Origin of the sequence: Pseudoxanthomonas suwonensis (genome assembly GCF_000972865.1) — a bacterium.
Taxonomy (GTDB): domain Bacteria; phylum Pseudomonadota; class Gammaproteobacteria; order Xanthomonadales; family Xanthomonadaceae; genus Pseudoxanthomonas; species Pseudoxanthomonas suwonensis_B.
In genome coordinates, this window is sequence record NZ_CP011144.1 from 3351735 (window position 1) to 3376418 (window position 24684).

Here is a 24684-nt window from a genome sequence, read left to right on the forward strand (position 1 = left end):
GGCGCGGCGTCAGGCCCCGGCGGCGCGATGCCGCACCAGCCGCCCGCGGACACCGGTGGGCTCGCCGTCCTGGTAGGCGGGCTGCCCGTTGAGCAGCACCAGGTCGAAGCCTTCGGCCAGCGCGAACGGATCGACGTAATCCGCGCGCGCCCGCACCCGGGCCGGGTCGAACAGCACCAGGTCGGCGATCGCGCCGGCGCGTAGCGTGCCGCGGTCCTTCAGGCCCAGGATCCGCGCCGGCAGGCCGGTGGCCTTGCGCACGGCTTCCTCCAGCGACACCCGGCGCTCGTTCACCACGAAGTCCTCGATCCAGGCGGCGAAGGTGCCGTGGCCGCGCGGGTGCCGTCCCCTGGGCGAGCCGTCGCTGGCGATGGCTACGTGGGGGTCGACCAGGATCCGTGCCTGCAGCTCCTTGTCCATCACGAAGTGCGCCGCCTGGCCGCCGCGCGGCCCCAGCGCCAGCAGCACCTCCGGCCACGGCCGGCCGTCGGCCTGCGCCACCTGGGCCAGGGTCCTGCCGGCATGCTGCCCGGTGCCGAACAGCAATGCGTCCGGCCCGCCGCGGCGGAGCAGGCGCTGCTCCACCCAGGCGCGCAGTTCGTCGCGCCGGTTGGCCAGTACCTGCGCATAGTCGGTGGGCGGCAGCGCCCATTCCGGGAACAGGATGCCGATGCCGGTATAGCTGGCGAGGTAGGGATAGGCGTCGGCGGTCAGCGGGATGCCGGACTCGCGCATGCGCTGCAGTTCGGCGAGCGTGCGTTCGGCGCGCCCGGCGCCCTTGCCGTGCACCACCTTCAGGTGCGAGACGTGGGTGCGCGCCGGACGGCTGGCCTCGACGTGCTCGCGGATCGCCGCATCCACCTTGTCCTCGTCCTCCGAACGCAGGTGGCTCATCGCCACCGCGTCGTGGCGCGCGAGTATCTGGCCAAGCGGAGCGATCTCGGCCGGGGAGGCATAGAGGCCGGGCACGTATTCCAGGCCGGTGGACATGCCGAACGAGCCGGCGGCGAGGTCGGCCTCGAGCAGTGCGGCCATGCGCGCCTGCTGGGCGGCCGAGGGCACGCGGGTGCCATCGTCGATGCCCGCCTGCCGGCGCAGCGAACCGTGCCCGGACGTGGTGGCGACGTTGATGTCCGGCAGGGCGCGTTCGAGCGCTTCGAACCAGGCCCGGATGCCACCGGCGGTACCGTCGCCCGCCGCCGGGCTGGCGCCGTCCTGGCCCAGCACGACGGTAGTGGCGCCCATCGCCAGGTGGCTCGCGTAGGACTGGGTGGTCGGATCGCCGTGCACGTGCAGGTCGATGAAGCCCGGTGCCAGCACCCGGCCGCCGCCTTCGACGATGCGCGCGCCGCGCGCTGCGCTGGCGGCGATGCGGCCGATGTGCTCGATGCGGTCGCCGCGCACCAGGACGTCGGCGGCCAGCGCCGGCGCGCCGGTGCCGTCGACCACGCGCACGTCGCGGAGCAGCAGGGCCGGCGCGGAGCCGGATGCGGCCCTGGCCCAGCCGGACAGGGAGGCCGAGGCGGCGCCTGCCGCCGTCGCCACCAGGAAACCGCGTCGTGACCATCCCATGCCGTTCTCCCGTGCGACCGATCGATGCGAAGGTGCCGCGGATGGGACGGGCACGCGCGGCCCGTCCCCTGTTGCCGATCGCGGCGGGTCAGGCCGCCGAGGCCTGTTCCCGGCGCGGCCCTTCGCGCAGCGCGCGGCCGACCATCGACACCAGCAGGTCCAGCTCCTCCTCGTCCATCAGGAAGTGCGGGGTGAAGCGCAGCGAGTTCTCGCCGCCATGGATCACGTTGACCCCGTGCGCGCGCAGCCATTCCTCGGTGGAGCCGGTGCCATAGCACTTGAACTGCGGGGCCAGCTCGCAGGAGAACAGCAGGCCAGTGCCCTGGACCCTGGTGATCAGCCCGCCCAGCGAGGCCTTGAGCTGCTCGAGCTTGCGCATGGCCTGTTCGCCACGCACGCGGATGTTGTCGCGCACCTGCGGGGTGAGCAGGCCGAGGTTGGCGCAGGCCACGTCCAGCGCGCGCGGGTTGCTGGTCATGGTGTTGCCGTACACGCCTTTCCGGTACAGGCCCGCGGCGTGCGCGGTCACCGCCAGCACCGACAGCGGGAACTGGGCGGCGTTGAGCGCCTTGGAATAGGTCTCCATGTCCGGTGGCTCGACGCCCTCGAAGCCGGGATAGTCGACCAGCGACAGCACGCCGTGCGCGCGCAGGCCGGCCTGGATCGAATCGATCAGCAGCAGGCTGCCGTGGCCGCGGGTCAGCTCGCGAGCGGCCTTGTAGAAGTCCACCGGCACCGCGCGGCCGGGGTCGCCTTCGCCCATCACCGGCTCCAGGAACACCGCCTCGATGAACCAGCCCTTGGCCTCGGCGTCGGCGAAGGCCCGGCGCAGGGCGGCGACGTCGTACGGCGGGATCGTGATCACCGAGTCCTCGCCGCGGTAGCTGGCCAGGTGCTGCACGTAGGCGCGGCGGCTGGAGTCCGAATACAGGCCGGGCCGGTCGGTGCGGCCGTGGAAGCTGCCCTTGACCACCACGCGCTTGATCGTCGCCCCGGCATGGCGCGCGCCCGGATCGGTCTGCAGCTTGGCGTTGATGTCGACGATGCGGGTGGCCAGGCCCACGGCCTCCGAGCCGGAGTTGAGGCACATGAAGCGCTCGAACGGACAGCCGCCCCGGGTGTGGCCGATCTCCCGGCGCAGCATGGAGATGAAGCGGCCCTGGGCCAGGTTCGGGGTCATTACGTTGGCCATCACCTGCGGCCGCGCCAGCGCCTCCAACACCGCCGCCGGGGCGTGGCCGAAGCCGAGCATGCCGTAGCCGCCGGCGTCGTACAGCACCGCACCCTTGAGCGTGACCACCCACGGGCCGCGCGCGGCCAGGGCGACGTACGGAGTGATGGCATCGTCGGCGTAGAAGTTGACGAACCCGGCCTGCAGCGCCTCGATCTGCGCCGCCTCGTCCAGGTCGAGCAGTCCGCCGATGTCGCCGGCCAGGCGCGCGTACTCGGCGGCCGCCGCCTCGATCGCCGCGGCCAGGTCCGGGTGCGAGCCGGCCAGGCGGACGACGGTGGCATCGTCCAGGCCGGCGGTCAGGCGCTGGCCGGGGTGGGCGCGTAGCGGGGCGAGGGGGGCGAGGACGGACATGCGGTTCTCCCGGAACGACGGCGCCCTGGTACGGGCTTCCGTCCCTATTATCTGGATGGGATCGTCGTTTGGCAGCTATGATCCGGGCAGGAATCGGCCGTTTTTCGTCGATTCGACGAAATCGGGTGGGCGGAATGAAGATCACCGAGGCCGACGAACAACTCCTGTCCCTGCTGCGCGAGGACGCGCGCGCCTCCACCGCGCAGATCGCGCGGCGGCTGGACCTGTCACGCACCACCGTGCAGAGCCGGATCGACCGGCTCGAGCGTGCAGGGGTGATCCGCGGCTACACGGTGCGGGTGGACGAGGCCGTGGACCAGGCCCGGATCCGCGCCCACATCATGATCACCGTGTTCCCGAAGCGGATGGCGGCGGTGGTCAAGGAACTGCAGGCCATGCCCGAGGTGCGGACCCTGCAGTCGGTCAGCGGCAGCTTCGACCTGATCGCCCTGGGCGTGGTGGACGACGTGCAGCAGATGGACGTGCTGACCGACCGGATCGGCGCGATCGACGGGGTCGAGCGCACCTCCTCGGCGATCGTGCTGTCGACCAAGTTCGAGCGCTGAACGGCGCTGCGGCCGGGCGCGGGTACGTCGTTACAATGGCCGGCTCGCGCCCAGCGCCGAATCCGCCGCCTTGAAGAAGTCCGACTTCCACTACGACCTGCCCGAGGAACTGATCGCCCAGGCCCCGCTGGCCGAGCGCTCGGCCAGCCGCCTGCTGGTCGTGCCGCCGTCGATCGGCCCGTTCTCCGACCTGCACGTGCGCGACCTGCCTGGACTGCTGCAGCCGGGCGACCTGCTGGTGTTCAACGACACCCGGGTGATCCCGGCGCGCCTGTTCGGGCAGAAGGACAGCGGCGGACGGGTGGAAATCCTGATCGAGCGGCTGCTGCCGGACGAGCAGGCGCGGGCGCAGGTGCGCGCCAGCAAATCGCCCAAGGCCGGCAGCCGGATCGCGCTCGACGGCGGTGGCGAGGCCGAGGTGTTGGGCCGCGACGGCGAGTTCTACCGGTTGTGCTTCGAGGTCGAGGACGGGCTGGAGCCATGGCTGCTGAAGGTCGGCCGCCTGCCGCTGCCGCCATACATCCGCCGCGAGCCGGGCCAGGACGATACCGAGCGCTACCAGACCGTGTTCGCGAAACAGGTCGGCGCGGTCGCCGCGCCGACCGCCGGCCTGCATTTCGACGAGCCGCTGCTGGCCGCACTGCGCGAGCGCGGCGTGCGCTTCGGCCACGTCACCCTGCACGTGGGCGCCGGCACCTTCCAGCCGGTGCGGGTGGAGGACGTGCGCCAGCACACCATGCACAGCGAGTGGCTCAACGTCGGCGCCGAGCTGGTGGCGCAGGTGCGTCGCACCCGCGAGGCCGGGGGCCGGGTGATCGCGGTGGGCACGACCGTGGTGCGCGCGCTGGAAAGCGCCTGGCACCGCAGCGAGGCCAGGCCCGAGGGCGAGCTGCGCCCGTTCGCCGGCGAGACCCGCATCTTCATCTTCCCCGGCTACCGGATCCGCAGCGTCGATGCGCTGCTGACCAACTTCCACCTGCCCGAGAGCACGCTGCTGATGCTGGTCTCGGCCTTCGCCGGCAAGCAGCGCGTGTTCGACGCCTACCGGCACGCGGTGGAACAGCGCTACCGCTTCTTCTCCTACGGCGACGCGATGCTGCTGTACCCGCCGGACGACGCGCCCGAGCGCTGAGCCGCGGCTTGGTCGCGGCGTCGCGACTGTTTAGTATCGCCCCCTGGTATCGAACCACCCATTCCGCGACGCGGACCGGTCGCCACGGCCGGACGTTCTGCTCAAGCCGCCCACGGCGGGCATCGCCAGAGCGCCCACGCCTGCAAGAGGACTACGCATGACATCCCGCCACCGCTTCAAGACGCCTGCCGCGTCGTTGTTCGCCGCCGCCCTGGCGCTGTGCCTGTCGGCCTGCGGCCGCGAGCCGTCCAGCGCCGGAACCGATGCCGCCGCCGCCGCGCCCGCCCAGCCGGGCGGCGCGGTCACGCTCTACACCACCCGCGAACCCGGGCTGGTCCAGCCGCTGCTGGACGCCTTCACCGCCGAGACCGGCACCCGGGTCGACACCGTGTTCGTGCGCGACGGCCTCGCCGAGCGGCTGCGCGCCGAAGGCGAGCGTTCGCCGGCCGACGTGCTGATGACCGTCGACACCGGCAACCTGCTCGACCTGGTCGATGCCGGCCTGACCCAGCCCATCGCCTCGCCAGTGCTCGACCAGGCCATCCCCGCGCACCTGCGCGACCCGCAGGGGCAGTGGTACGCGCTGTCGCTGCGCGACCGCATCCTCTACGTGGACAACGACCTGGCCCTGGACGGTTTCGCCTACGAGGACCTGGCCAAGCCGGAGTGGAAGGGCCGGGTGTGCATCCGTTCCGGCCAGCACCCGTACAACACCAGCCTGATCGCGGCGATGATCGCCCACCAGGGCGAGGCGGCCACCGAGCAGTGGCTGCGCGGGGTCAAGGCCAACCTCGCGCGCAAGGCCGCCGGCGGCGACCGCGAGGTCGCGCGCGACATCCTCGGCGGCATCTGCGACATCGGTATCGCCAACGCCTACTACGTCGGCCGGATGAAGAACGCCGAGCCGGGCTCGGAGCAGCACCAGTGGGGCGAGGCGATCAAGGTCGTGCGCCCGGTGTTCGCCGGCGCGCCCGACGGCGGCACCCACGTCAACATCAGCGGCGCGGCGGTGGCGCGCCACGCGCCCAACCGCGACAACGCGGTGCGGCTGCTCGAGTACCTGGTGTCCGACCAGGCGCAGAGCCTGTACGCGCGGGCCAACTACGAGTACCCGGTGAAGGCCGGCGTGGAACTGGACCCGGTGGTCGCCAGCTTCGGTCCGCTCAAGGTCGATCCGCTGCCGCTGGCCGAGATCGCGCGCCACCGCAGGCAGGCCAGCGAGCTGGTGGACCGGGTCGGCTTCGACCAGTGACGCCGGCGCGGTGAGCAGTGCAGCCCCAGCCGCCGGACGCGGCGGCGATCGCGCCTGGATGCTGGCCTCCGGCGCGGTCGCGCTGCTGGTGCTGGCGCCGCTGCTGGCCCTGGCCTGGACCGCGGCGCAAGGCAGCGACGGGCTGTGGTCGCACCTGGCCGCGTACGTGCTGCCGCGCGCGGGCCTGAACACGCTGCTGTTGCTGGCCGGGGTGGGCACGTTGTGCGCGCTGCTCGGCACCGGCAGCGCCTGGCTGGTGACCGCCTACGACTTTCCCGGTCGCGGGGCGCTGTCCTGGGCGCTGTTGCTGCCGCTGGCCATGCCGACCTACATCATCGCCTACGCCTACCTGGACCTGCTGCATCCGCTCGGCCCGGTGCAGACCGCGCTGCGCGGGGTGCTGGGCATCGCCAGCCCGCGCGACTTCCGCCTGCCGGACATCCGCTCGCTGGCTGGCTGCATCCTGCTGCTGGGCTTCGTGCTGTACCCCTACGTCTACCTGACCACCCGCGCGCTGTTCCTCACCCAGGCCGGCAGCCTGCTTGAGGCGGCGCGCTCGCTGGGCGTGACCCAGGCCGGCCTGTTCCGGCGCGTCGCCCTGCCGCTGGCGCGGCCGGCGATCGCGATCGGCATGGCACTGGCGCTGCTGGAGGCGCTCAACGACATCGGCGCCTCCGAATTCCTCGGCGTGCAGACCCTGACCGTGGCGGTCTACACGACCTGGGTCACCCGCAGCGACCTGCCCGGCGCGGCGCAGATCGCGTTGGGCATGCTGGTGCTGGTGCTGCTGCTGGTGGTGCTGGAGCGCTACGGCCGGCGCCGCCAGCGCTACGCGACGGCGCAGCGGCCGCGGCCGATGGCGCCGCGGCGGTTGCGCGGCGCGGCGGCCGCGTGCGCGCTGGCGCTGGGCCTGCTGCCGGTGGCGCTGGGGTTCCTGCTGCCGGCCGCCTACCTGCTGCATGCCAGCCTGGCGCGGCTGCGCTCCCACGGCGTGTCGCCGCAGCTGCTGGACAGCGCCGGCAACACCGTGTGGGTGGCGACCCTGGCGACGCTGGCCACGGTGCTGGCCGGGCTGGTGGTGGCCTGGGCGCTGCGCCTGGCGCAGGCACGGCGGCGTCCCGGCCTGGCCGCGGCCAGCCTGCGCGTGGCCAGCCTGGGCTATGCGGTGCCGGGCACGGTGCTGGCGCTGGGCCTGCTGCTGCCGTTGTCCGTCTTCGATGTGGGCGCCGGGACGGTGCTGCGCGCGTTCGGTGGCGAGCCGCGCATGCTGCTGATGGGCTCGGTCGCGGCGCTGGTGATCGCCTACATGCTGCGCTTCCTCGCGATCAGCGCCGGCAGCACCGAGGCCGGGCTGGCACGGGTGCCGGCCTCGCTGGACCAGGCCGCGCGCAGCCTCGGCGAGGGCTCCGGCGGCATGCTGCGCCGCGTGCACCTGCCGCTGCTGCGGCCGGCATTGGCGGCCGGCGCGCTGCTGGTGTTCGTCGACGCGATGAAGGAACTGCCGGCGACGCTGATGCTGCGGCCGGTGAACTTCGAGACGCTGGCCACCTGGCTGTACGCCGACGCCGCGCGCGGCGCCTACGAGGACGGCGCGATCGCCGCGCTGCTGATCGTGCTGGCCGGGCTGCTGCCGGTGCTGTTGCTGGCGCGCAGTGGGGTTGCGCACGGCAGGATGGCTGCGCCGGGAGGGGAGGACGCAAACCCATGAGCGATACGCCGGCGATGCTCGAACTGGACCGCATCGCGGTCGCCTATCCGGCGGCCGGCGGCCGCCGCACCGTGGTCGAGGCGCTGTCGCTGCGGTTGCCGCGCGGCGGCATCGGCTGCCTGCTGGGACCTTCCGGCTGCGGCAAGACCACCGTGCTGCGCGCGATCGCCGGGTTCGAGCCGCTGCAGGCCGGGCGCATCGTGCTGGACGGCCGCACCGTCGCCGGCGACGGCGTGGACCTGCCGCCGGAGCGGCGCCGGGTGGGGGTGATGTTCCAGGACTACGCCTTGTTCCCGCACCTGGACGTGGCAGGCAACGTCGGCTTCGGCCTGCGCCGGCTCGCCCGCGACGCGCGGGCGCAGCGGGTGCGGGCGATGCTCGAACTGGTGGGGCTGGCGACGCTGGCCGGGCGCTATCCGCACGAGCTGTCCGGTGGCCAGCAGCAGCGGGTGGCGCTGGCCCGTGCGCTGGCACCGGCGCCTGACCTGCTGCTGCTGGACGAGCCGTTCTCCAACCTCGACATCCACACCCGCGAACGGCTGGCCGGCGAGGTGCGCGGGCTGCTCAAGGCCACCGGCACGACCGCGCTGCTGGTGACCCACGACCAGGCCGAGGCCTTCGCGATGGCCGACGGGATCGGGGTGATGGACCGCGGCCGGCTGCTGCAGTGGGGCGATGCGGCGACCCTGTACCGGACGCCGGCCGACCGGATGGTGGCCGGGTTCGTCGGCCGCGGGGCGCTGGTGCCGGCGCAGACGCTGGGCCTGCCGGGGACCGGGGACGTGCTGCTGCGCCCGGAGCACCTGCGGCCCGACCCCGACGGTGCGGTTTGGGCGACCGTGCTGGAGCGGGCCTTCCGCGGCCCGGACACGGTGGCGGTGCTGGCGCTGGAGTCGGGCGCGCGCTTCGAGGCCGACCTGCCGGCCGGGCTGGACGCCGCGCCCGGGCACGAATTGCGCTTCCGCGTTCTGGGTGACGGCCTGGTCCGCTTCCCCGAGCCCTGAATGGCCGGTTGGGTCGCGCCCGCGCCGATGCGCGACAATGGCCAGCTTGCCTTGTCCGTTCCCCTGCCGATGTCCCGACTGCAATTCCAGCTCCAGGCCACCGACGGCACCGCCCGCCGCGGCCGCCTGACCTTCCCGCGCGGCACGGTGGAGACGCCGGCGTTCATGCCGGTGGGCACCTACGGTTCGGTCAAGGGCGTGCTGCCCGACCAGGTCCACGCGCTGGGCGCGGAGATCATCCTCGGCAACACCTTCCACTTGTACCTGCGCCCGGGCCTGGAGGTGATCGGCGCGCACGGCGGGCTGCACGGCTTCACCCGCTGGGACGGGCCGATCCTCACCGACTCCGGCGGCTTCCAGGTGTTCTCGCTGGCGCACCGGCGCAAGATCACCGAGCAGGGCGTGACCTTTGCTTCACCGACCGACGGGGCCAAGGTGTTCCTCGGGCCGGAGGAGAGCATGCGCATCCAGCAGGTGCTCGACTCGGACGTGGTGATGATCTTCGACGAATGCACGCCGTATCCGGCGACCGGAGACGTGGCCAGGCGCTCGATGGAACTGAGCCTGCGCTGGGCGCGGCGCTCGCGCGACGCGCACGACGAGCTGGGCAACGACGCGGCGCTGTTCGGCATCGTCCAGGGCAGCGTCTACCCGGACCTGCGCAGCCGTTCGCTGGACGGGCTGCAGGACATCGGCTTCGACGGCTACGCGATCGGTGGGCTGGCGGTGGGCGAGCCGGAGCACGAGCGCAACGCGATGCTCGAGCACCTGCATCCGCGGCTGCCGGCCGACCGGCCGCGCTACCTGATGGGCGTGGGCCGGCCGGAGGACCTGGTCGAGGGCGTGGCCCGCGGGGTGGACATGTTCGACTGCGTGATGCCGACCCGCAACGCGCGCAACGGCCACTACTTCACTTCTTTCGGCACGGTGCGCATCCGCAACGCCAAGTACGAGCGCGACCTGGACCCGATCGAGCCCGGTTGTGGCTGCGTGGCCTGCGCCGGTGGCTACAGCCGCGCCTACCTGCGCCACCTGGACCGCTGCAACGAGATGCTCGCGCCGATGCTCGGCACGCTGCACAACCTCTGGTACTACCAGAAGCTGATGGCCGACATGCGCGCGGCGATCGCCGAAGGCCGCTTCCAGGCCTTCCGCAGCGCCTTCTACGCCGCGCGGGGCGGGTAGGGTTCCCGGCTCGCTTTTCCTGGCGAGGGGTGCGGCATGACCGCGGGGCGCAACCGCAACCGCAACCGCAAAGTCAAAAGCGCCGGGTGTGGTCAGCTTCGGGCTGAGCCGTGGCGGGCCGGGAGTATTGCGGTCGTCTCGACGGCACATCCCTGTGCCGACTCGCCGACGCGGCCATCCCTGGCCGCTGCCGCAATACTCCCGGCCCGCCACGTCTTCGGGAGCTTTGGCGTCGTGGCTCCGTTTACAGGCGAGAAGCAATGCACAGCTCTTGTAGGAGCGGGCATGACCGCGACTCGACGCCGTCGGCCCAGGCGACGCCCTCGTGATTCCGACGCCCCTGTCGCGGTCATGCCCGCTCCTACAGAAGGCAGCGCCGTCGTGGGTTTACCCCCTCCCTTTCGCCGCACGCGAAGGGGAGGGCCGGGGAGGGGTGCTTTAGCCGTTGCTGTTGCTCCACCAATCGAAGCCACGCCCCCAAAGCTCCCGAGGCCGTCGTGCCCAGGGGGTCTGGCGCAAGCAGCACAGGGATGTGCTGCGGTCGCGACTCGGAGGCAGGACGCCGCAGCGGAGCGATGCGCCAGACCCCCTGGGCACGGCGGCCCCGGCCGAAGCCCGCGCTTTTCCTCCAGGCACCCGAACACGTCTAAGCCCCGTCCGAAGCCCGCGCTTTTCCTCCAGGCACTCGACACGTCCAAGCCCCTTCCGGAGCCAACGCTTTTCCTCCAGGCACCCCGACACGTCTAGGCCCCGCCCGGAGCCAGCGCTTTTATCAGGCATGTCCGGCCCTTCCGACGCCGGAGCTTCGGCTTCTGGCTCTTCAAGGCGCGACAGTCCATACCCCGAAGTCCTTGGAACCGAGCAAGCCGCCCGTTCATCCCGGCCAAGGCATCGCCCGTCCCCCCAGGGAACCCGCAGCCGTGAAAATGGTCACAACCCGGGCTTGCAAAGGCCTGGGCCCGCCCCTATGGCATAATCCCCGGCTATTTTCCGCACAACTGGACGATCCCGATGAGCTTCCTCGACTTCCTGATCCCGACCGCCTACGCCCAGGCCGCTGGCGGCCAGCCGCAGGGCGGTGGCTTCGGCATGCTGCTGTTCCCGATCATCCTGATCGCGATCATGTACTTTCTGATGATCCGCCCGCAGATGAAGCGGCAGAAGGAACACAAGTCCATGCTCGACAAGCTGTCCCGCGGCGACGAGGTCATCACCTCCGGCGGCGTGGCCGGCACTGTCACCGACATCGGCGACAACTTCGTGACCGTCGAGATCGCCGACAACGTGCGCGTCCGCGTGCAGAAGGGCGCCATCGGCAACGTCCTGCCCAAGGGCACCCTGAAGTCCGCCTGATCCTCCCGTCCCACCGTTGAGCGTGGTCCCGCGTGGCGGGGCCGCGCGGGGTCCCGCAATGCTCGAATTTCCCCGCTGGAAGTACTTCGTCATCCTGCTCGTGCTGGCGCTCAGCCTGCTGTACGCGCTGCCCAACATCTTCCAGAGCGACTACGCCGTGCAGGTCACCGGCAACCGCGGCGCGGCGCTGGACGATGCGCTGAAGGCCCGGGTGACCGGCTACCTGGACGAGGCCGGCGTGCAGCCGACGTCGGTGGCGGTGGAGAACGACAGCCTGCTGGTGCGCCTGCTCGACGCCGAGGCCCAGACCCAGGCCGCCGACGCCCTGCGCACCAGCCTGGGCGAGAACTACACCGTCGCCCTGAACCTGGCCTCCAACGTCCCGCCGTGGCTCGACCGCCTCGGCGCGCAGCCGATGGTGCTGGGCCTGGACCTGCAGGGCGGCGTGCACTTCGTGCTGCAGGTCGACCAGCAGGCGGCGCTGGAGAAGCGCTTGGACGCCTACGTGGAGGACGTGCGCGTCACCCTGCGCGACAACCGCATCCGCTACACCGCGGTCGACCGTCGCCCCGACCACAGCATCGTCGTCACCCTGGCCTCCGACGCCGATCCGGCCAGGGCCCGGGAGCAGCTGACCAAGGTCATGCCGACCCTGAGCGTGGAGGGCCAGGGCACCCGCCTGACCGTGCGCGTCCCGGAGGCCGAGCTGAACCAGATCGCCGGTTCGGCGATCGAGCAGAACATCACCACCCTGCGCAACCGCGTCGACCAGCTGGGCGTGGCCGAGCCGATCATCCAGCGCCAGGGCAGCGACCGCATCGTGGTCCAGTTGCCGGGCGTGCAGGACACCGCCGCGGCCAAGCGCATGATCGGCGCCACCGCCACCCTGGAGTACCGCGCGGTGTTCGACGGCAACGCCGCCGACGCGCTGGCCACCGGCCGCGTGCCGCCCGAGGCCAAGGTCTACTACCGCCGCGACGGCTCCCCGGTGCTGCTCAACAAGCGCGTGATCGTCACCGGCGACCAGATGGTCGCCGCGACCAGCGCGATCGACCAGAACGGCCAGCCGGCGGTCAGCGTGACCCTGAACAACGTCGGCGGCGACCGCATGTTCGACTTCACCAGCGCTAACGTCGGCAAGCCGATGGCGGTGGTCTATACCGAGCGCATCCCGCAGGTGACGATCGTCAACGGCGAGGAGGTGCGCAGCTTCCGGGTCAAGGAAGAGGTCATCTCGGTGGCCAACATCAGCGGCGTGTTCGGCAAGAACTTCCAGACCACCGGCTTGGAGAAGGCGGAGGCCGACGAGCTGGCCAAGCTGCTGCGCGCCGGCTCGCTGGCCGCGCCGATGGACTTCGTCGAGGAGCGCATCGTCGGTCCCAGCCTGGGCAAGGAGAACGTGGAGCGCGGCGTGACCGCGGTGCTGTACGCGTTCCTGTTCACCCTGGTGTTCTTCGCGGTCTACTACCGCATGTTCGGCCTGATCACCGGCATCGCGCTGCTGTTCAACCTGCTGATCGTGGTCGCGGTGATGTCCCGGTTCGGCGCGACGATGACCTTGCCCGGCTTCGCCGGCCTGGCCCTGTCGATCGGCCTGTCGGTGGACGCCAACGTGCTGATCAACGAGCGCATCCGCGAAGAACTGCGCGCCGGGGTGCCGCCGAAGGCGGCGATTGTCACCGGTTATGAGAAGGCCAGTGGCACCATCCTCGACGCCAACCTGACCGCGATCATCGCCGGCATCGCCCTGTACGCGTTCGGCACCGGTCCACTGAAGGGCTTCGCCCTGACCCTGATGATCGGCATCTTCGCGTCGATGTTCACCGCCATCACCGTCTCGCGCGCGATCGTCACCCTGGTGTACGCCCGCCGCAAGAAGCTCAAGTCCCTGGCCATCTGACGGGAGGAAACCGCATATGAAGATCTTCCCGCTTACCCTGGTCCCCAACGACACCCGCATCGACTTCATGCGGATGCGCTGGGTGTCGATGGGCATCGCCGCGCTGCTGTTCGTCGCCTCGGTGGCGACCATCGCCATCAACGGCTTCAACTACGCGCTGGACTTCACCGGCGGCACCGTGGTCGAGGTGCGCTTCGACCGTGCCGCCAGCGTCGATGGCGTGCGCGAGCGCCTGGCCTCGGCCGGCTACGACGGCGCGCAGGTGCAGAGCTTCGGCAGCGGCACCGACCTGCTGGTCCGGCTGCAGCCGCGCGACGGCCAGACCACCACCGACGCCAACAACCGCACCGCCCAGGACGTGCTGGCGGCGGCGTCGACCCCTGACAACCAGGCACACCTGCTGCGCACCGAGTTCGTCGGCCCGCAGGTCGGCGCGGAACTGGCCCGCAACGGCCTGTATGCCGCGCTGTTCGTGGTGGTCGGCTTCCTGATCTACATCGGTTTCCGCTTCGAGCTGAAGTTCGCGGTGGTCGCGACCCTGACCACGCTGTTCGATGTGCTGCTGGTCGCGGCGTTCTTCTCCCTGACCGGGCGCGAGTTCGACCTGACGGTGTTGGCCGGCCTGTTGTCGGTGATGGGGTTCTCGATCAACGACACGATCGTAGTGTTCGACCGTGTCCGCGAGAACTTCCGCAGCCTACGGGTGGAGCCGCTGGAGGTGATGAATCGCTCGATCAACCAGACCCTGTCGCGCACCATCATCACCTCGGTGGTGTTCTTCCTGTCGGTGCTGGCGCTGTACCTGTACGGCGGCGGCTCGCTGGAAGGCCTGGCCCTGAGCCAGATGATCGGCGCGGTGGTCGGCACCCTGTCCTCGATCTTCATCGCCTGCCCGTTGCTGACCGTCGGCCCGCTGAAGGTCACCAAGCAGGACCTGCTGCCCAAGGCCAAGGACGAGGCGGCGCTGGCGCGGCGGCCCTGACGGCTTCTGTTGCAGACATCCGTTCTGGAAGAAGCCGCCGCAAGGCGGCTTCTTCTTTGGCACTAGCGTTGCTTGCAACCGCAACCGCAAGAGTGTGGTTGCCGCAGCGCGCGGCGGCGCGTTCATCGACTTCGGCTGCCCGGACGCATCGTGGCGCGGCTTCGGTCTGAGCCGCGGCGAGCCGGGAGTATTGCGGTCGTCTCGGCGGCACATCCGTGTGCCGACTCGCCGACGCGGCCATCCCTGGCCGCTGCCGCAATACTCCCGGCCCGCCACGTCTTCGGGAGCTTCCAGGTCGTGGCTCCGTTCGGCCGGAGGACAGCCCACGGCTGCCGGTCTTGGCTCTTGTAGGAGCCGGGCTTGCCCGCGACGCGACGCCGTGGGCGCAGGCGACGTCCTCATGATCCCGACGCCCGTGTCGCCGACTGAAGTCAGCTCCTACAGAAGAGCGGTCGCGTCGTGGCTGTTGTAGGAGCCGGGTTCAGCCGGCGACCCGACGCCGTCGGCACAGGCGATGCCCTCATGATTCCGACGCCCGTGTCGCGGTCATGCCCGCTCCTACAGAAGGCAGTGCCGTGGGCTTGCCCCCTTTCTTTCTCCGCAGGCGAAGGGGAGGAGCCGGGGAGGGGTGCATTTGCTGTTGCTGTTGCTGTTGTTCCCAGATCGAAGCCGCGCCCTCAAAGCTCACGAGGCCGTCGTGCCCAGGGGGTCTGGCGCAAGCAGCACATGGATGTGCTGCGGTCGCGACTTGGAGGCAGGACGCCGGAGCGGAGCGATGCGCCAGACCCCCTGGGCACGGCGGCCCGTTCCGAAGCCAGCGCTTTTGCTCCAGGCCGCAACGACACGGCGGTCCCGTCCGAAGCCAGCGCTTTTGCTCCAGGCCGCAACGACACGGCGGCCCCGCCCGAAGCCAGCGCTTTTGCTCCAGCCGCAACGACACGGCGGCCCCGTCCGAAGCCAACGTCCCCTGTCAGAGGCAGAAAGCTGGGTCCCCGCCTACGCGGGGATGGCGTGAGTTGAACGCGGGGACGGCGGTGGTTGAACCAGAAAAAAAGCCGCCCATTGGGCGGCTTTTTCATTCATGGCAGCCGCATGGCGGCCAGCACACTCAGTTGAACGCCGCGGCGTACCCGGTGTTGACCACAAGCTTCTGCAGCTCGTCGGCGACCTTCACGTTGGCCGCGATGATCTGCCGCGCCTCCGGGCCGCGCTCGTCCAGGCGCGGGGTGCCTGCACCGCGGAAGTCGCAGATCCGGCCGCCGGCCTCGCGCACCAGCAACACGCCGGCGGCGATGTCCCAGGCCTTCACCCCGGCCTCGAAGTAGGCGTCCAGGCGGCCGCAGGCCACGTAGGCCAGGTCGAGTGCGGCCGAACCGGTGCGGCGCACATCCTCGGCCTGGACCAGCAGCGAATCCACGCACTTGAGCTGGGCGCCGGCGCGGGCGCGCTCGCGCGGCGGGAAGCCGGTGCCGACCACGGTGCCGGCCAGGTCCTTGCGGTCGGCCACGCGGATCTTCTTGTCGTTGAGCACCGCGCCGGCGCCGCGGCTGGCGGTGAACAGCTCGTTGCGCAGCGGGTCGAAGATCACCGCGTCGATCGGCTCGCCGTTGTCGACCAGGGCAATCGAGACGCAGTAGTGGGGGAAGCCGCGCAGGTAGTTGCTGGTGCCGTCGAGCGGATCGATCACCCACTGGAAGCGGCCCTGCCGGCCCGGCTGGTGGCCGCTTTCCTCGCCCAGCACGCCATAGTCGGGGTAGGCCCGGCGCAGCTCCTTGACGATCACCTTCTCGGCATCCGCGTCGACCTCGCTGGCGTAGTCCATGCGCTGCTTCTGGACCACGTTGAGCGCGTCCAGGCGGTTGATGTGGCGCAGCAGCACGTTGCCGCCGAGGCGGGCGGCCTTGACCATGACGTTGACGGCGGGGGATTGCATGGCGAAGGCTCCCGGAAGGGCAGGGACGGAACGGGCGAAGGGAAAGAGCGGTCCGGCCCGCATGGCCGGCCGCGCAGTTTACCATTTGCGCCATGGCAACTCCCCTGAACGAATCCACCGCCACCGGCGCGGCCGGTCATGTCCGCATCGTCCTGGTCGGCACCCAGCACCCGGGCAACATCGGTGCGGCCGCCCGCGCGATGAAGACCATGGGCCTGTCGCAACTGGTCCTGGTGTCCCCGGAAAAGCCCCTCGACGACGACGCCTACCGGCGTTCGGCCGGGGCCGAGGACGTGCTCGAGGCCGCCCCGGTCCACGCGACCCTGGCCCAGGCGGTGGCCGACTGCCGGCTGGTGCTCGGCTGCACCGCGCGCAGCCGGCGGGTGCAGCTGGAGCAGCTGGACCCGGACGCGGCCGCGGGCCGGCTGCTGCATTTCGCGGCCGGCGGGCCGGTGGCGCTGGTCTTCGGCCGCGAGCGCACCGGCCTGACCAACGAGGAACTGCAGCTGTGCCACGCCTCGGTGCACATCCCGTCCGACCCGGCGTTCAGTTCGCTCAACCTGGCCGCGGCGGTGCAGGTGCTGGCCTACGAATTGCGCCGCGCGCTGCTGGCCGGCGGGCCCGCGGAGGATGGGACGACGCCGCACCCGGACGGGCTGCCGGCCACGCACGAGCAGGTCGAGGGATTCTTCTCGCAGCTGGCCGAGACGCTGGAGGCGATCGACTTCCACAAGGGCCGCGCGCCGGAATCGGCCATGCGCAAGCTGCGCCGGCTGTTCCTGCGCACCGACCTGACCGTGAACGAGGTCCGGCTGCTGCGCGGGGTGCTGGCCGATGCGCAGCGGATGGCGCGGCTGGCCGGGGACGCCGGCCGTCTGTCGTCCTGAGCCGTTTCCGGCTAGGCTTTGCGCATATCAGCGAAGGGGCGTGCGTTGTCCAGAGTGCGTAGATGGATCCAGGCGGCGTGCTGGGCTGCCGTCATGGCCATGGGGTTGCCGGCCCACGCGTCCGAGGATGAGCACGTCCTGGTCCTGGGCCGCATCAGCGACGACCCCAGCGCGCACCACGACCAGCTCAAGCCGCTGCTGGACTACGTCGTGCCGCGCATGCGCGACGTCGGCATCACCGAGGGCCGCATCCTGATGGCGCGCGACCCCCAGCAGATGGCCAGCTATCTGCGCCGCAACCGGGTCGACTGGGTCACCGAGACCGCCAGCACCGCCGTGCAGCTGCAGCAGCGCGCCGCGGCCAAGCCGCTGCTGCTGACCGAGCGCAACGGGGTCAGCAGCTACCACACCGTGTTCTTCGCCAGGAAGGACGGCCCGATCCGCACCCTCGCCGACCTGCGCGGCCACACCCTGGCCCTGCAGAGCACCGCGTCCACCAGCGCCTACATGGTGCCGATGACCGAACTGCTGGACGCGCGACTGTCGCCCGAGATCCTGCTGGCGCCCTCCGACGAACCCGCGCCCGACCGGGTCGGCTACGTCTTCGCCCGCTCCGAGCTCAACATCGCCTCCTGGGTGCACAAAAGCATGGTCGACGCCGGCGCGGTCAGCAGCCTGGACTGGAACCACCCGGAACGGGTCCCGGAGGCGTTCAAGGCCGATTTCCGCGTGATCCACGAGAGCGACCCGTATCCGCGCGCGCTGGAGCTGGTGCGCGACGGCATGGACCCGCGGGTGCAGGCGCGCCTGCGCGAGGTCCTGCTGGAGGCCGCCGGCGACCCGGCCGCGCGCGACGCGCTGCGGTTGTTCTTCAACACCTCCCGCTTCCTGCCGCTCGACCCGGCTTCGCAGCGCTCGCTGGCCGCGCTGCGCAAGGGCGTGCAGCGCGTGCGTTCGGAGGTCGAATGAAGTTGCGGTTCGGCCTGCAGGCCCGCTTCCTGGTGGCGATGCTGCTGATGCTGGCCGTCGTCCTGCTGGTGCTGCTGGTACTGCTGCACCGCCAGCAGCAGATGCGCGAGGAGACCGAGGCGCTCAGCCGCGACACCATCCACAGCCTGGTCGACACCTACCTGCGCGACCATGGCGCTTCCATGGCGCGGCAGCTGGCCGAGAACCTGGCCAACCCGATGTACTACCGCGATCTGGAGGTGATCGGCGCGGTGGTGCGCGACAATGCGCGCGACAACCTGGTCGACTACATCCGGGTCTACGACCTGGAGGGTCGGCTGATCCACGACGGCTCCATCGAGATCGCCGGTTACGGGCGGACGATGGACGACGCGCTGGCGGCCGAGGCGATCGCCGCCGACGGCATGCACGTGCAGGTCTCGCCGACGGTGCTCGACGCCTCGGCGCCGATCATGGTCGGCAGCGAGCGGGTCGGCGGCGTGCGCGTGGGCCTGGACCTGCAGGTGGCCGAGCGCTACGAGCAGGCCAACCTGAGGGAGTTGCGCGAGCGGATGGACGATCTGGCCCGGCGCCACATCGTCTGGCTGGCGCTGCCGCTGGGCCTGCTGGCGCTGGCCTCGATCCTGGCCGCCTGGTACGTGCAGCGCACCCTGGTGCGGCCGATCCGCTGGCTGGCCGCCTCGGCGCGGCGGATCGAGGACGGCGACTACACGGTCGAGCGGGTGGACAGCGCGCGCAGCGACGAGATGGGCGATCTGGTCCGTACCTTCGGCCGGATGAGCGAGTCCGTGGCCCGGCACGACCGGGAAGTGCGGCGCATGGCCTACACCGATGCGCTCACCGGCCTGACCAACCGCCTGGCCTTCCGCGAGAGCCTGGACCACCGGCTGATGCTGCTGCGCGGCGGCGGCCGCCAGCTGGCGCTGCTGTTCGCCGACATCGACGACTTCAAGCGGGTCAACGACACCCTCGGCCACGAGGCCGGCGACGAGGCGCTGCTGCAGTTCTCCAACCGCATTCGCGAGGCGGTGGACAAGTACGGCGGCGATGATGCGCTGCTGGCGCGCTTCGGCGGTGACGAGTTCGTGATCCTGATCCAGGAGGGCGACGTGCGCGCCGCCGCCACCCGCCTGGCCGAGGTGCTGGTGGCCGAGCTGCGCCGGCCGCTGGACATCCAGGACCGGCAGGTGTTCCTCGGCACCTCGATCGGCATCACTCTGTTCCCGGAGGACGCCTCCAGCGCCAGTGCGCTGATGAAGAACGGCGACATCGCCATGTACCAGGCCAAGGTCGCCGGCAAGAACGGCTTCCGCTTCTACAGCCGGGCCATGGACCACGCGGTCGAGCGCCGCGTGCACATGGAGCAGGAGCTGCGCGGGGCGTGGGAGCGCGGCGAGCTGAGCGTGGTCTACCAGCCGGTGTGCCGGACCAGCGACGGCCGCGTGGTCGGCGCCGAGGCGCTGCTGCGCTGGCAGCACCCGATGCTGGGCATGATCGCGCCGTCGGTGTTCATCGACGTGGCCGAGCAGAGCGGACTGATCGAGGGCATCGGCCCGCGCGTGCTGCGCACGGCCTGCAACGAGGCGATGCGCTGGGCGAACATGGGCGAGGGTGGCGAGCGCCTGTTCGTGTCGGTGAACGTGTCGCCGCGCCAGCTGCGCAAGGGCGACCTGCCCGACATCGTCGCGGAGTGCCTGCGCGAGACCGGCCTGCCGGCCTCGTCCCTGCACCTGGAACTGACCGAGACGGCGGTGATCAGCGACGAGCTGCAGGCCGCGGCGATGCTGGCGCGCCTGCACAGCACCGGGGTGAAGGTGTGGCTGGACGACTTCGGCACCGGCTTCTCGGGGCTGAGCCACCTGCGCCGGGTGCCGGTGGACGGGGTCAAGATCGACCGCAGCTTCGTCGCGGACCTGCAGCGCGATCCGGACGACCTGGCCCTGACCACCGCGATCATCGCCATGGCCCACTCGCTGGGGATCACGGTGGTGGCCGAGGGCGTGGAGAAGGAAGCGCAGTACAACCTGCTGGCCGAACGCGGCTGCGACCTGGTCCAGGGCTACTGGCTCAGCCACCCGATCAGCGCCACCGAGTTCGCGCACCTGCTGGCGCGGCGCGGCCGCTGACTGTGCTTTAAAGCCCCTCTCCCCTCGGGGCGAGGCGATCCGCTTGCGAACCACGGGTTCGCGGATCGCTGAGCGCCCTCGCGTCAGCGCGAGGGCCGGGGCGCGGAGCGGGGGTTGGGGTGAGGGTACGGCGAAGCGGCGAGCGGTCCAGCACTCCTCGCTTCGCCGTACCCTCATCCGCCCTTCGGGCACCTTCTCCCGGAGGGAGAAGGAAGAGCCGTCCTCAAACAGGGCAGATTCCGATTGGCCTCTTGGGTTCCCGCGTTCGCGTACGTGGATGGCCGCGCAGCTACGAGAGCTTCCCCAGCCACTGGCCCACCATTTCCGCCAACTGTTCCGACAGCACCCCCATCGCCACCAGCCCGGCGGCGGACGCCAGCCACAGCGCCAGCAGCAGCGCGCCGTCGCGCTCCATCAGCGCCAGCGCGAACAGCAGCAGCACGCCGGCGAACAGGTAATTGGTCATCGGCAGCGGCAGCGCCAGCAGGATGCCCAGCGCCACCAGCAGCACGCCGGTGAAGGCGTTGGCCACGCGGTTGCCGGTCAGCACCTGCAGGCGCGGGCGGACCAGGTGCTCGAGCCGGGCGATCCACGGCGTGATCCGGTTGCAGAAGCGCACCATGGTCCTGCGCCGCGGGCCGCGGCCGCCGACGAAGCCCGGCACCCAGGGTTTGCGCAGGCCGACCAGCAGTTGCAGGCCGATCAGTACCACCAGCGGTCCGCTGACCATGCCGCCGGCGCCGGGAATGGGGATGAAGCCGGGCAGGATCGACACGAACAGGAACATGCCGAAGGCGGTGTGGCCCAGGCCCTGCAGCAGCCCCTCCATGGTCAGCACCTGCTCCGGGTCGCCGTAGGAAAACGACTGCAGCAGCCGCACGATGCCATTGCCGGGCGAACCGGACGGATCGGCCTGCGCGGGTTCAGGCGTCGCTGTCATCGCCGTCGTGCGGCCGCAGCCGGCGCAGCAGCAGCTTGTCGATGCGGGCCCCGTCCAGGTCCACGATCTCGATCCGCCAGCCGGCCCAGTCGAAGTATTCGCCCACGTTCGGGATGCGGCCGAAGTGCGCGATGCACATGCCGGCCAGGGTGTGGTAGTCGCCTTCCTCGGCGTCGGGCAGGGCGGCGCCGTCCATCAGTTCGCGCACGTCCTCGGTCGGCAGGGTGCCGCCGACCAGCAGCGAGCCGTCCTCGCGGGAGACCACCAGCGCGTCCTCGTCGGTGTTCTCCACCGACTGCAGGCGGCCGACGATCGCGCCCATCAGGTCGCTGACTGTGACCACGCCCTGGATCTCGCCGTACTCGTCCACCACCAGCGCCAGCGACTGCTGCTCCTCGCGGAAGATCTCCAGCAGCTTCATCGCGTGGGTGGATTCGGAGACGAACAGCGCCGCGCGCAGCCCGCGGAACAGGCCGTCTTCCTGCAGCGCGCCCGGGTCGTGCAGCAGCGACTTGACCTCAAGCACACCGGCCACGTCCTGGTCGCTGTCGCGGTAGACCGGGTAGCGCGAGAACTGGTGCTCGCGCATCGTCTCCAGGTTTTCCTCCAGCGGCGCGCGCGCGTCGAGCCAGGCGATGCGGTTGCGCGGCGTCATCAGGCTGGCCGCGGTGCGGTCACCCAGGCGCATGACCCGGTTGACCATGTCGCGCTCGTGGGTGTCGATCACGCCCTGCTCGTGGCTCTCGGCCACCAGCATGCGGATCTCTTCCTCGCTGATCGTGCTGGCCCCGTCCTTGCCCAGGCCGATCAGGCGCAGCACCAGCCGGGTGCTGTGCGAGAGCAGCCAGACGAAGGGAAAGGCGATCCGCGCCAGCCAGCCCATGGGCAGGGCGACGAACGAGGCGATGGGTTCGGGCGCGGTGATCGCGATGCGCTTGGGGACCAGCTCGCCGAAGATCAGGGTCACGAAGGTGATCAGGGCGACGGCCAGCGCCTTGCCGATCATTTCCGAGTACGGCTGGGGCTGGCCGACCAGGCTGAAGGTGGCCGACAGCGCCGGGAACAGGCTCTGCAGCCGGGCGCCGATGGCCAGGCCGATGGCCTCGCCGCCGAGCAGGCCGGTCAGGATGCCGATCACGGTGATGCCGATCTGCACCGTGGACAGGAAGTTTTCCGGCTTCTCCGACAGGTCCAGCGCCTTGGCCGAGCGCTTGGAAGAGGCGGCCATCTGCTTGAGCCGGCTCTTGCGCGAGGTCATGACCGACATCTCGGACATGGCGAAGAACCCGTTGAGCAGGACCAGGGCGAAAACCAGCAGGATCAGCTCAAGCACGGCGGGCGCCCCCGGCGGATGGCAGCGAGGGGGGCGTGCGACTACCCCGGGCGCCCGACAACGGGGCCCGCAGTGGCGACGGAATCAGGAGGCCGGAGCGCGCGGGGCGGGAACGGCGGCCGAAGATGGGAGGAGGGTCGTCGTCCATAGGATGTGCCGGCGGCACCGCGGGCATCTTAGCAGAGCCTCCCCGTGCAGGCCGCGTCACGGCCCGCCGGGGCGGGTACCCGGGCCCGTCTCAGGCTGTCATAATTCCGCAGCATTTGGCCGCCCCTCCCGAGGCGGCGGACCCCCGACCCATGTTTTCCCTGCAGACGATCTTCGGTTCCGGCAAGCAATTCTTCCTCCTGCTGGACGAGGCGGCCGAGGCCGCCCACGACAGCGCCAAGGCCCTGTACCAGATGATGAAGGCCTCGGACCGGCAGCCGGCGCTGGACGCCTTCAAGCTGGCCCGCCAGCGCGAGCGCACCGCCTCGGAGAAGATCGGCAAGGCGCTGGTGGACAGCTTCATCACCCCGCTCGAGCGCGAGGACATCGAGGCGCTGGGTTCGGCCCTGTACAAGATCCCCAAGCAGATCGAGAAGTTCGCCGACCGCTACTCGCTGGCCACCCAGCACCTGGCCCACATCGACTTCGCCCCGCGCGCGGCGATGCTGGAGCAGGCCGCGGCGGTGGTGGTGGAGATGGTGCGCGAGCTGCGCAGCCTCAACATCGACCGGATGACCGCGCTCAACGAGAAGCTGCGCGCGATCGAGAACGAGGCCGACCGGCTGATGCTCGAGTTGTACCGCGACATCTACTCCGGCCGCCTCGACCACCTGCAGATGTTCCTGCTCAAGGAGTTCTTCGAAATCCTGGAGAAGGCCATCGACCGTTGCCGCGAGGCCGGCGTGGTCGCCTACCAGATCGTGTTGAAGAATAGTTGATGGACGCGCTGCGCATCGTTGCGATGGCCGGCTTCGGCATGGCAGGCATCGGCTGCGCCGATGTCTGCGAGGTTTGCTTCCACAACCTCCACCTCGCCGCTGCGCGGCGAGGTCGCCCCCTTGACTCAAGGGGGCTGAGCGTAGGTCGGCCGGCCGCGCCGGCATATCGTTGCGGGGGAATGGCGCCATGCTGACCCTGGTCCTGGTGGTCATCCTGACCGCGCTGGTCTTCGAGTTCATCAACGGCTTCCACGACACCGCCAACTCCATCGCCACGGTGGTGGCGACCAAGGTGCTGTCGCCGGGCGCGGCGGTGTCGCTGGCGGCGGTGATGAACCTGATCGGCGCGCTGATGGGCACCGCGGTGGCCGCGACCATCGCCACCGGCATCGTCAACACCGAGGTGGTCGAGGCGTCCTCGCAGGTGATCCTGTGCGCGCTGCTGGGCGGCATCATCTGGAACCTGGTTACCTGGTGGTTCGGCCTGCCGTCCTCGTCCTCGCATGCGCTGATCGGCGGCCTGTGCGGCGCGGCGCTGGCGGCCGCGCACAACGACTGGGCCGCACTGATCTGGTCCGAACCGGTCGGCAACTGGGCCAAGAACAAGGGCCTGCTGTGGAAAGTGTTCCTGCCGATGGTGACCTCGCCTGTGGCCGGCTTCCTGCTGGGCGTGACCATGATGCTGATGCTGTGGGCGCTGATCGCCGGCATGGTCCGTGTCGGCGGCGTGCTGGGGCGGCTGGCGCGGCCGCGCTGGGTCAATGCGTTCTTCGGCAAGGCGCAGATCCTGTCGGCCGCGTACATGGGCTTCGCCCACGGCCACAACGACGCGCAGAAGACCATGGGCATCATCGCCCTGACCCTGATCGGCGCCGAGGCGGCCGGCACCCTGGACAACCTGCCGGGCTGGCTGGCCTTCCTGCATCCGGGCGAGGCCGGCGGCGCCGAGATCGCGCTGTGGATCGTGATCACCTGCGCGATCGTGATGGCGCTGGGCACCGCCTCGGGCGGCTGGAGGATCATCAAGACCCTCGGCCACAAGATGGTCAAGCTGCACCCGATCCATGGCTTCGCCGCCGAGACCAGCTCGGCCACGGTGCTGACCCTGGCCGCGCACTTCGGCATGCCGGTGTCGACCACCCACAGCATCTCCACCGCGATCATGGGCGTGGGCTTTGCCAAGAACCCGCGCGCGCTCAAGCTCGGCGTGGTCGAGCGGATCCTCTGGGCGTGGATCCTGACCATTCCAGCCGCCGGTGGCGTCGCCTACCTGATCTTCAGGGGCATGGAAGCACTGGGCTGGACCTGAGCACCCGGGCGCAGGTCCGCTT

General features: G+C 70.7%; 19 protein-coding genes. 14 read left to right on the forward strand and 5 right to left on the reverse strand.

The genetic code is table 11. The annotated features are described in order from the left end of the window. Positions 1-9: 9 nt before the first annotated feature. Entirely contained in the window at positions 10-1572 is a 1563-nt protein-coding gene (locus tag WQ53_RS13840) for an N-acyl-D-amino-acid deacylase family protein (RefSeq protein ID WP_144409334.1), read from the reverse strand. Positions 1573-1660: 88 nt separating this feature from the next. Beyond that, the gene (locus tag WQ53_RS13845) at positions 1661-3157 is read right to left on the reverse strand and encodes an aminotransferase class III-fold pyridoxal phosphate-dependent enzyme (protein ID WP_052633299.1); all 1497 of its coding nucleotides are present in this window, start codon (positions 3155-3157) and stop codon (positions 1661-1663) included. Positions 3158-3291: 134 nt separating this feature from the next. Here WQ53_RS13845 and WQ53_RS13850 point away from each other — a divergent pair, with 134 nt between their 5' ends. From WQ53_RS13850 to secF, 9 genes are all read left to right on the forward strand, one after another. Beyond that, positions 3292-3723 carry an Lrp/AsnC family transcriptional regulator gene (locus WQ53_RS13850; RefSeq protein WP_052633300.1) on the forward strand — a complete coding sequence of 144 codons (432 nt, stop codon included), beginning with the start codon at positions 3292-3294 and terminating at the stop codon, positions 3721-3723. A 70-nt stretch (positions 3724-3793) separates the two neighbouring features. Then, complete coding sequence (gene queA, locus WQ53_RS13855; protein WP_052633301.1) at positions 3794-4855, forward strand: tRNA preQ1(34) S-adenosylmethionine ribosyltransferase-isomerase QueA; 1062 nt, start codon at positions 3794-3796, stop codon at positions 4853-4855. A 157-nt stretch (positions 4856-5012) separates the two neighbouring features. Next, on the forward strand, positions 5013-6107 hold the full coding sequence (locus WQ53_RS13860) for a Fe(3+) ABC transporter substrate-binding protein (protein ID WP_082113046.1): 1095 nt from the start codon (positions 5013-5015) through the stop codon (positions 6105-6107). Positions 6108-6165: 58 nt separating this feature from the next. Next, on the forward strand, positions 6166-7815 hold the full coding sequence (locus WQ53_RS17330) for an ABC transporter permease (RefSeq protein ID WP_052633302.1): 1650 nt from the start codon (positions 6166-6168) through the stop codon (positions 7813-7815). Then, positions 7812-8819, forward strand: a complete 1008-nt coding sequence (locus WQ53_RS13870) for an ABC transporter ATP-binding protein (protein ID WP_201774013.1) — start codon at positions 7812-7814, stop codon at positions 8817-8819. Before WQ53_RS17330 ends, WQ53_RS13870 begins: the two co-directional genes overlap by 4 nt. A 69-nt stretch (positions 8820-8888) precedes the next feature. Continuing rightward, positions 8889-10004, forward strand: a complete 1116-nt coding sequence (tgt, locus tag WQ53_RS13875) for a tRNA guanosine(34) transglycosylase Tgt (RefSeq protein WP_052634103.1) — start codon at positions 8889-8891, stop codon at positions 10002-10004. A gap of 1011 nt (positions 10005-11015) precedes the next feature. After that, positions 11016-11357 carry a preprotein translocase subunit YajC gene (yajC, locus tag WQ53_RS13880; RefSeq protein WP_052633303.1) on the forward strand — a complete coding sequence of 114 codons (342 nt, stop codon included), beginning with the start codon at positions 11016-11018 and terminating at the stop codon, positions 11355-11357. A 58-nt stretch (positions 11358-11415) separates the two neighbouring features. Next, positions 11416-13257 carry a protein translocase subunit SecD gene (gene secD / locus WQ53_RS13885; protein ID WP_052633304.1) on the forward strand — a complete coding sequence of 614 codons (1842 nt, stop codon included), beginning with the start codon at positions 11416-11418 and terminating at the stop codon, positions 13255-13257. Between the two features lie 16 nt (positions 13258-13273). Further along, a complete protein-coding gene (secF, locus tag WQ53_RS13890) occupies positions 13274-14239 on the forward strand; it encodes a protein translocase subunit SecF (protein ID WP_052633305.1) in 966 nt (321 codons plus the stop codon). A gap of 1108 nt (positions 14240-15347) precedes the next feature. Here the strand turns inward: secF and WQ53_RS13895 are convergent. Beyond that, entirely contained in the window at positions 15348-16172 is an 825-nt protein-coding gene (locus WQ53_RS13895) for an inositol monophosphatase family protein (RefSeq protein ID WP_052633306.1), read from the reverse strand. A 92-nt stretch (positions 16173-16264) separates the two neighbouring features. On the opposite strand from WQ53_RS13895, the gene WQ53_RS13900 reads away from it, so the two are divergent. From WQ53_RS13900 to WQ53_RS13910, 3 genes are all read left to right on the forward strand, one after another. After that, positions 16265-17059, forward strand: a complete 795-nt coding sequence (locus WQ53_RS13900) for an RNA methyltransferase (RefSeq protein WP_052633307.1) — start codon at positions 16265-16267, stop codon at positions 17057-17059. A 93-nt stretch (positions 17060-17152) separates the two neighbouring features. Then, positions 17153-18028 (forward strand): phosphate/phosphite/phosphonate ABC transporter substrate-binding protein, encoded by an 876-nt coding sequence (locus WQ53_RS13905; protein WP_052633308.1) that lies wholly within the window; start codon positions 17153-17155, stop codon positions 18026-18028. Continuing rightward, the gene (locus WQ53_RS13910; RefSeq protein ID WP_052633309.1) at positions 18025-20154 is read left to right on the forward strand and encodes a putative bifunctional diguanylate cyclase/phosphodiesterase; all 2130 of its coding nucleotides are present in this window, start codon (positions 18025-18027) and stop codon (positions 20152-20154) included. The genes WQ53_RS13905 and WQ53_RS13910 overlap by 4 nt, the downstream gene beginning before the upstream one ends. 289 nt (positions 20155-20443) lie before the next feature. Here WQ53_RS13910 and WQ53_RS13915 read toward each other — a convergent pair whose 3' ends face one another. Together WQ53_RS13915 and WQ53_RS13920 are read right to left on the reverse strand one after the other, a co-directional pair. Continuing rightward, a complete protein-coding gene (locus WQ53_RS13915) occupies positions 20444-21094 on the reverse strand; it encodes an exopolysaccharide biosynthesis protein (RefSeq protein WP_052633310.1) in 651 nt (216 codons plus the stop codon). After that, complete coding sequence (locus WQ53_RS13920; RefSeq protein WP_236685964.1) at positions 21078-22370, reverse strand: hemolysin family protein; 1293 nt, start codon at positions 22368-22370, stop codon at positions 21078-21080. The genes WQ53_RS13915 and WQ53_RS13920 overlap by 17 nt, the downstream gene beginning before the upstream one ends. Before the next feature lie 356 nt (positions 22371-22726). Here WQ53_RS13920 and WQ53_RS13925 point away from each other — a divergent pair, with 356 nt between their 5' ends. Both WQ53_RS13925 and WQ53_RS13930 read left to right on the forward strand, forming a co-directional pair. After that, positions 22727-23353, forward strand: coding sequence for a DUF47 domain-containing protein (locus WQ53_RS13925; protein WP_052633312.1), 627 nt, complete (start codon positions 22727-22729; stop codon positions 23351-23353). Between the two features lie 187 nt (positions 23354-23540). Further along, positions 23541-24662, forward strand: coding sequence for an inorganic phosphate transporter (locus tag WQ53_RS13930; protein WP_052633313.1), 1122 nt, complete (start codon positions 23541-23543; stop codon positions 24660-24662). Positions 24663-24684: the final 22 nt, after the last annotated feature.